The organism is Hydrocarboniphaga sp. FW305-C-57, from assembly GCF_058783045.1.
The window spans coordinates 78,317-86,053 of record NZ_JBYSYG010000019.1; the positions used below are offsets into that span (position 1 = coordinate 78,317).

The 7,737-nt window shown below is 64.3% G+C and carries 7 protein-coding genes; 5 read left to right on the plus strand and 2 right to left on the minus strand.

Annotated features, from left to right (window positions below):
* The first annotated feature begins 44 nt into the window (after positions 1-44).
* From AC3WUM_RS24360 to AC3WUM_RS24380, 5 genes are all read left to right on the plus strand, one after another.
* Positions 45-1,556 carry a GAF domain-containing protein gene (locus tag AC3WUM_RS24360; protein ID WP_492413807.1) on the plus strand — a complete coding sequence of 504 codons (1,512 nt, stop codon included), beginning with the start codon at positions 45-47 and terminating at the stop codon, positions 1,554-1,556.
* Entirely contained in the window at positions 1,553-2,242 is a 690-nt protein-coding gene (locus tag AC3WUM_RS24365) for a TVP38/TMEM64 family protein (RefSeq protein WP_492413809.1), read from the plus strand. Before AC3WUM_RS24360 ends, AC3WUM_RS24365 begins: the two co-directional genes overlap by 4 nt.
* Complete coding sequence (locus AC3WUM_RS24370; protein ID WP_492413811.1) at positions 2,239-2,949, plus strand: hypothetical protein; 711 nt, start codon at positions 2,239-2,241, stop codon at positions 2,947-2,949. The genes AC3WUM_RS24365 and AC3WUM_RS24370 overlap by 4 nt, the downstream gene beginning before the upstream one ends.
* 112 nt (positions 2,950-3,061) lie before the next feature.
* Positions 3,062-3,922, plus strand: coding sequence for a UDP-2,3-diacylglucosamine diphosphatase (locus AC3WUM_RS24375; protein ID WP_492413813.1), 861 nt, complete (start codon positions 3,062-3,064; stop codon positions 3,920-3,922).
* Positions 3,923-4,077: 155 nt separating this feature from the next.
* Positions 4,078-5,424, plus strand: coding sequence for a serine hydrolase (locus tag AC3WUM_RS24380; protein WP_492413815.1), 1,347 nt, complete (start codon positions 4,078-4,080; stop codon positions 5,422-5,424).
* Positions 5,425-5,724: 300 nt separating this feature from the next.
* Here AC3WUM_RS24380 and AC3WUM_RS24385 read toward each other — a convergent pair whose 3' ends face one another.
* Positions 5,725-6,366, minus strand: a complete 642-nt coding sequence (locus AC3WUM_RS24385; protein WP_492413817.1) for a hypothetical protein — start codon at positions 6,364-6,366, stop codon at positions 5,725-5,727.
* 319 nt (positions 6,367-6,685) lie between these two features.
* Positions 6,686-7,737 (minus strand): IS256 family transposase (locus AC3WUM_RS24390; protein ID WP_492413819.1); only part of this gene is annotated, 1,052 nt, incomplete at its 5' end.

The following is a 7,737-nucleotide window of genomic DNA, read 5'->3' on the forward strand; positions in this document are numbered from 1 at the left end:
ACCTTCCCCGCCTGATGCGCCACTGGCTACTTCCCTTTTCGATCATGGCCGCGCTGCTGACCCTGGTTTGGTCGCTCGCCGGCTGGCGTCAGCAGACCCAGGCCTTGGCCGAGCGCAGCGTCACCGACGACGCGGTGGCCGCCGAAGCCGAGCAATACCTCGCGGCCACGCTCGCCAACGCGATCGCCGACCTGCGCTTCCTGGCCACCAGCAACGAGGTGCGCGAGCTGCTCGCCAGCCCGCATGAGCCGCAGTTCGCCACGTCCGCGGCCGAATTCACCGCGATGCTGAGACAGAAGCCGCTCTACCGCCGGCTGCACATCTTCGACGCCCAGGGCATGGAACTGCTGCAGCTCGAGCGCCGCGGCCGAAGCATCGATCGCAGGGAGCAGTCACAGCTCGAATCCAAGGCCGGGCGCGATTTCTTCGACGAAGCGCAGAAACTCGAGGCCGGCTCGGTGTTCGTATCGCGCTTCGACCTCGACATGCAGGGCAACCAGATCGTGCAGCCACCGCAGCCGATGCTGCGGCTGTCGACTCCGCTGCGGCTCGAAGGCCGCGCCGCGATGGTCATCGCGCTCAACCTCGACGGGAATCAGCTGATCGAATCGCTGCACCGCATCCTCGACAAACGCGGACGCCAGGGGACGATCGTCGACGACCAGGGCTACTGGCTTTATCACCCGAACCCGGTGATGCGCTGGGGCGCCCAGCTCGGCACCGAGGAAAGCCTCGCGCGCCGCGACCCCGAATTCTGGCAGCGCATGCAGGCCTCCGCCGGCAACGGTGGCGCGCGCCGCGATACCTACTTCCGTCCGCTGCTGCCGCTGCGTTCGATCGCCAACTTGCGCGGAGCGCTCGTCGACCTCGGCTGGTGGATCACGCTCGATCACCACGACGAGTCCACGACCTGGCATCACATTCTGCTGACGCCGCCATTCTGGGCCTCGCAGATCCTGCTGCTGTTCGCGACGATCTTCGTGCTGCGTGTCCAGCGCCAGGCGACCAGACGCCGGCAGCAGGTCGAGAACGAGAAAGCCACCCTCGCCCGCGCCGAGCGCGAACTGCGCGAGGTTCGCGGGCAGGTCTACGAGCTGAGCCTGCGCATGCAGTCGGCCAAGGATCTCGAAAGCTTCACCGAGCTCACGCTGTCCGAACTCGCGCCCATGCTCGGCGCGGCGCTCGGCGCCTTCTACTGCATCGAGGACGGCTGGCTGCAGCCGATCGGCAGCTACGGGCTCGCCCGGGAACTCATGTTGCGCCAGTTCCGCCTCGGTGACAGCCTGCTCGGCGAAGCCCTGCGCCAGCATCGCGGCATCGAGCTCACCGAGCTGCCGCCGAATTACCTGATGGTGCGCACGGGCACCGGCCGCTCGGCTCCGCCGCATCTGCTCATCCTGCCGCTGTGGGTCAAGGACGAGAATCTCGGCGTCATCGAGTTCGCACTGAACACACAGCCGAGCGAACAGCAGCGGCTCATGCTGCGCCAGGCCCTGCCGCTCATTTCGCTGCATCTGGCGAACTATCTGCACCGCCGCAAAGTCGGTTCGACATGACGCATCCCAAACGTGCACTGGTCCTGGCGCTCGCCATCGCGGTGGTCGCCGCTTTCTTCGCGCTCGATCTGCATCACGCGCTGAGCTTCGAGACGATCAAGGCGCGGCAGGCCGAGTTCGTCGCCTTTCGCGAACAGCATCCGGTCTGGACCGTGCTCGGCTTCCTGCTCGCCTATGCGCTGAGCGGAACCTTGCCGCTGCCGGGCGCGGTGATCATCACCGCGCTCACGGGCGCGCTTTTCGGAACCGTCGGCGGCTTCCTGGTGGCCTCGGCGACCGGCGCGATCGGTGCGACCTTCGGCTTCGCGCTGTCGCGCCACCTGCTGCGCGGCTGGTTTTCGAGGCGCTACGCGACGCAGGTGCGCCGCATCGACGAAGGCCTGGCGCGCGACGGCACGCTGTATCTGTTCACGCTGCGTTTGCTACCGGTACTGCCATTCTTCCTGATCAATCTCTCGTTCGGAGTCTCGGCAATGCGGATGCGCAGCTTCTGGCTCATCAGCCAGCTCGGCATGGCGCCCGGTGCCTTCGTGTTCGCCAACGCAGGCAGCCAGCTTTCGCAGCTCGACAGCCTGCACGGCGTCCTGTCTCCGCCCCTGCTCGGCAGCTTCGCGCTGCTCGCGCTGTTTCCGTGGATCGCCCGCGCCCTCGTGCGCCTGGTCCGCCGCCATCGGAGCACCTCATGAGCTTGTCGCTACGCCGTTTCGTCTTCGCCGCCGTGTGCTCGATCCACCTGCCCACCTGGGCCGCGGGTGGATCGGCAGTCCTGCAGACCCACGATCCGGATGGCAACGAGATCGTCGTGCAGCTGGAGTTCGCCGATCCGCAGCATCTGCGGCTGTCGAGCCAGGCCTACCCGCAGGCCTATCTGCTGATGCTCGGCCAGAACAGCTACAACGTCATGCAGTTCGGCAACTTCCCGCTCGTGATCGACACCGACGACATGATCGCGCAGATGGGCCAGGGCCAGATGCCGCCCACGCCCGCGCCGACCGACGACATTCGCGAGCTGATCGCGCTGACACCGACCGGCGAGAAGGAGACCGTCGCCGGCATCGCGGGCGAGCGCTACAGGCTGCGCTACGTCGACGGCGCCCAGCAGCAGCGCGAAGAAATCGTCGTCGCCTCGCGCGATACGCTGCTGCACGGCCTGAGCCTGTCGCTCTACCAGCTCGGCACGCGCATGGCGAAATCGGCCGGCATCCAGCCGCCGGCCGGCAGCGAGCGCCTGGCCCGCGAACTCGACGGCAAGGGGCTCGGCCTGCTGCGCTTCGGCGACCGTCTGCGCGTGCTCAAGGTCGATCGCACCGCGCCCGCGGCGGCCCGCTTCGAGCTGCCCGCGCCTCCGGGCGAAGGCAGCCTGCCGAGCCTGCCGGGCTTCGAGCTGGAGTAGGAAGCCGCGGCGATCCTCAGGGCTCGCCGTGTCACAAAAGCGCCACGCCATTGTCATCTTCGGGTTGCAGCCGTTGCGGATACTGCGCACGACCACCATCAGGAGAAGGGCGATGGCCAAGGACCAGAATCGCGCTCGCCGCTACCGCACGCTGTGGATTTCGGACGTTCACCTCGGCACGCCCGGCTGCAAGGCCGAACACCTGGTCGAGTTCCTCAAGCACAACGATTGCGACACGCTGTATCTGGTCGGCGACATCGTCGACGGCTGGAAGCTCAAGAACGGCTGGTTCTGGCCGCAGGAACACACCAACGTCATCCGCAAGGTGCTCACCAAGGCCAAGCGCGGCACCCAGGTGATCTACGTCACCGGCAACCACGACGAGTTCCTGCGCAAGTTCGTCGACTACCGCATCGAGATCGGCAACATCCGCGTCGTCAACGAGCACATCCACCGCACCGCCGACGGTCGCGAGCTGCTCGTCACGCATGGCGACCTGTTCGACGTGATCACGCGCTATCACCGCTGGATCGCGCTCGCGGGCGACTTCGCCTACGAGGCGACGATGCGCACCAACTACTGGTTCAACCGCGGCCGCGCGCTGCTCGGCATGCGCTATTGGTCGCTGTCGGCCTTCGCCAAGAAGAGTGTCAAGAACGCGGTGGCGATCATCTCGGAGTACGAAGACAGCGTCGCGCGCGAATGCAAGCGTCGCGGCCTGGACGGCGTGATCTGCGGGCACATCCACCACGCCGAGATTCGTGAGCTGCACGGCGTGACGTACCACAACTGCGGCGACTGGGTGGAGTCGTGCACCGCGCTCGGCGAAACGCCGGACGGCCGCATCGAGATCATCCGCTGGGTCGAGCTCGATCACTTGAACCAGAGTCCGGCCCAGGCCAGCCCGCGCGTCACGCCGATCAACAAAGCCAGGAAGACCAAGCCCATCGAGCCGCGCCGGGCCGCGGGTTGAACCGAAACCGGCGAGCCAAAATCCGACAGATCGCCCCTTCAATACGGAAACCGCTGCGGGACAAAGTCCCCTTAAGCTGAACGCAAGGCGAATCCACCTAGGGTCGCCCTCTCAGCGCCCGGCATCCGGTCGGGGCACCCTCAAGGACTCGACTCATGGCGTTGCGCCTCGAAGCCGCACGGACGCGGCTGCTGCTCTCTTGCACCTTGCTGATCGGCGCCTGCTCAAACGGCGCCAGCTACGACCATACCCCCGACGCCCCGGCTGAGGTGTTCGCCAACCCCGCGCTCTCCGCGGCCGATGTCGGCTGGAGCGCGGTCGAAGGCGCCGCCCGCTATCGCATCACCGCCCGCGCGGACGGCCAGTCCGACGTGCGAAGCGAGCAACCCGCCACCGCGACCGGCGTCCGCCTGAGCGGGCTGGCTGCCGACACCGATTACCGGATCACCGTCGTGACGATCGACGGGGACGGCGAAGCCTCGCCCGAATCGGCCGAGGCCGTCGTGCATGTTCCGCGGCTCCTCAACACCGTGCAGGAGACCACCCGGTTCAATTCGGCGGCCGCGTATTCGGAGTCGCACGATGGCGAGGCCGTGCTGGTGCTGCGCGACGGGCAAGTGGTGTTCCAGCGCTACGCGAACCGTTTCAATCGCACCGATGCGCACGTGCTCGCGAGCGGCACCAAGAGCTTCTCGTGCGCCTTCATGCTGGCGGCCGAGCAGGATGGCTTCGTGCGCCGCAACCAGCGCGTCGCCGACCGGCTCACCGAATGGCAGGGCGACCCCAACAAATCGCGCATCACCGTGCTCGATCTGCTGAGCCTGCAAAGCGGGCTGTCGACCAACCCGGACTACAACCCGGCGCAGGTCTCGAACCTCGATACCTATGCGCTCGCGCTCGAAGATCCGGCCAACTATGCGCCAGGCCAGGCCTTCATCTACGACCCGCTCGCGTTCCAGGCGTTTGCGCTGATGTTCGAGCGCGCGAGCAACAACACCGATCCGATCGCCTACCTGCAGGACAAGGTGTTCGAGCCGATTGGCCTCGCCGGCGACACCTGGCAGCGCGATGCACAAGGGCATCCGCAGATGGCCGGCGGCGCGACGATGACGGCCGGCGCCTGGGCTCTCTATGGCCAGCTGATGCTGCAGAACGGCAGCTGGGAAACCCGCCGCGTACTACCGGCAAGCGGCGTGCGCGATTGCCTGACGTACCAGAACCCCGCCTACCTCGGCTACGGCATCACCTGGTGGCTCAACCGTCCGGTCGACGGAACCTATGACCCGAACATCGACAAGATCCCGGTCGATGGCATCGCCGGCAGCTCGGGCAAGATCGCCCCACGTGCGCCCGACGACATGGTGATGGCGGCGGGCGTCGGCCATCAGCGGCTGTATCTGCTGCCGACTCAGCGACTCGTCGTCGTGCGATTCGCGCCGCTCGACACCGAGTTCGACGAGTGGTCGGATGATGAGTTTTTGGGGCGGTTGCTGGGGAGTTGAAGAAGCTCGCATCTAGCGAGGGAAGTTAGTGCGGCGCTCAAGACGAGGACGGGACGTCGGCTTGAGCGTCGTCTTGGCCTTGGCGTAAGACGAAAGCCTGCTGCTTCTCATACCTACACCGCTCACCACTACAACAAATTCAGCTAGCAAGTACTCGATAAATCGGAACCGCGGCGTGCTTAGCTGCAACACATTGCAGCGGGATTTTGAGCGATACCTTATAAAGCTCGTATACGCATGGCTTCTTAAGCCGGCGCCAACATAAGCCTCGCCGGGTGCAGCCTGTTAGACCGCACCGCGCTACACCTTTCCGTGAGCAGCCAGGGTTTCGGCAAAGCCCTTGATGAAGGGTACGTCCGTCATTTGCATCACCAAAATCCGAAGCTCGCCCGCCGGATCCAACGACAACGTGGCGAAACCGCGCTTGGGATGGCGATGACTCGCAACGAGAAACACCCAGATGAGACCGCCAAAGGTGAAGCGGTAGCCCGCGATACCTTCGCTTCTGATCGGCACCGGCTGGATCATGAGGTCCTTCTGAACCTTGTCATCGTGGACAATCGCCGCGACGAGGCAGGGGAATCGATCGGGACCACTTACGTCCTCGGCCAGGATCATAGACCTAAGAACAGACTCATGGGGTCCGAGGTTCACTTGGCAGAAGAAATCCAGCGAGCTTATGCCTGCTCTCCAAAGAATAGAGAGCTGGAACAACCTGAACTCCTTGTAATTGACGCCGCGGACATGGGCAATGTTGCCGCGCCGCTCATGCTCTAGCTCGATGCCACCATTGAGAACGATGCTAACGTACCTCTCGTACCGTCCGAGTTGCTGTTCGCAGGCACTGCATAGCAGCGGCTCGCGCAACCCCTTCTGGAGCAGTGAACTGCGCACCGAAGGATCTCGATGCAGTACGTGAAACCGATGCTTCTCGTCGTACATTGACTCGTACATGAACTCGGGGATGACATGCGAGTTCCGAAGGTCGCTTTCCCTCAGGCACAGCCGACACTTAGTCATTGCGGTCTAAACGCCCGCGATCAGCCGCAGCTCTGCCGTTCAGCGCGACTTGGCAGGGATGAACGGGACTTACCGGCGGTAGAGACGTCGGCTGCATCAGCTGGTTGGGCGCGATCAAGGGACGTCGCCGTTTATGGCTGCATCTACCTCCGCCGCGACTTCAATGAGTCGGTCGACCATTATTAGCAATGACTGTATTGGGCGCGGGCGTGTCCGGATTTTTGTGTAAACGGCAGGTGGGTTAACGGATGGGCATCCGGTCTTCGAACTGGATGGTAAATCGGGTGAGCGCGGCCTTCCAATCACGAATCGGCATGGTCCAGCGCTGACTGATGTTGCGCAGGGCCAGGTAGAAGAGTTTGATCAGCGCCTCATCGCTGGGAAACGATCCACGGTTCTTGGTGATCTTGCGCAAACTCATGTTGACCGACTCGATGGCATTGGTCGTGTAGATCACCTTGCGGATCTCCGGCGGGTAGTCGAAGAACGGCGTGATACGCGACCAGCTCCGACGCCAGCTCTGACCGATCGGCGGATAGGCGTGATCCCACTTCTGCTCGAACGCAGCCAGGTTCTGCTCGGCCTCATCGACGGTCGCGCAGCTGTAGATTCTCTTGAGGTCATCAGCCACTTCGGCGCGCATTTTCCAGCTGACGTAGTTCAGGCTGTGCCGCACCAAGTGCACGATGCACAGCTGGACGGCCGTCTTGGGGTACACCGCCTCGATGGCCTCAGGAAATCCCTTCAGGCCATCGACGCAGGCAATGAAGATGTCGAGTACGCCGCGGTTGCGCAGTTCGGTGACGACCTGCAACCAGAACTTCGCACCTTCGGTCTGGGCGATCCACAGGCCCAGCACTTCCTTCTCGCCGGACAGGTTGATGCCGATGGCCAGATAGACCGCCTTGACCCGGACCGCGCCGGCGTCCCGGACTTTGACGTGGATGCAGTCCAGATAAACGATCGGGTACAGCGCATCCAGCGGCCGGGCCTGCCAGGCTTTCACCTCCTCGACGACCGCATCGGTCACCGACGAGATCAGCGCCGGGGAAACCTCCGCGCCGTACATCTCCTCAAGGTGCTGCTGGATCTCGCGCACGGTCATGCCTCGCGCATACAGCGACAGGATCTTGTCGTCGAAGCCGGACCAGGGGGAGTGGGGAATCGTTTTGGCTTGTTGCGATATGGGATGTGTTCCCTCACCCGGCGCTGCGCGCCACCCTTGTATGTTTATCCCCCCAACGAGCCCGACCACCCTCTGGATCTGAATCCGCGGGAGAGCATGGGCCGTTT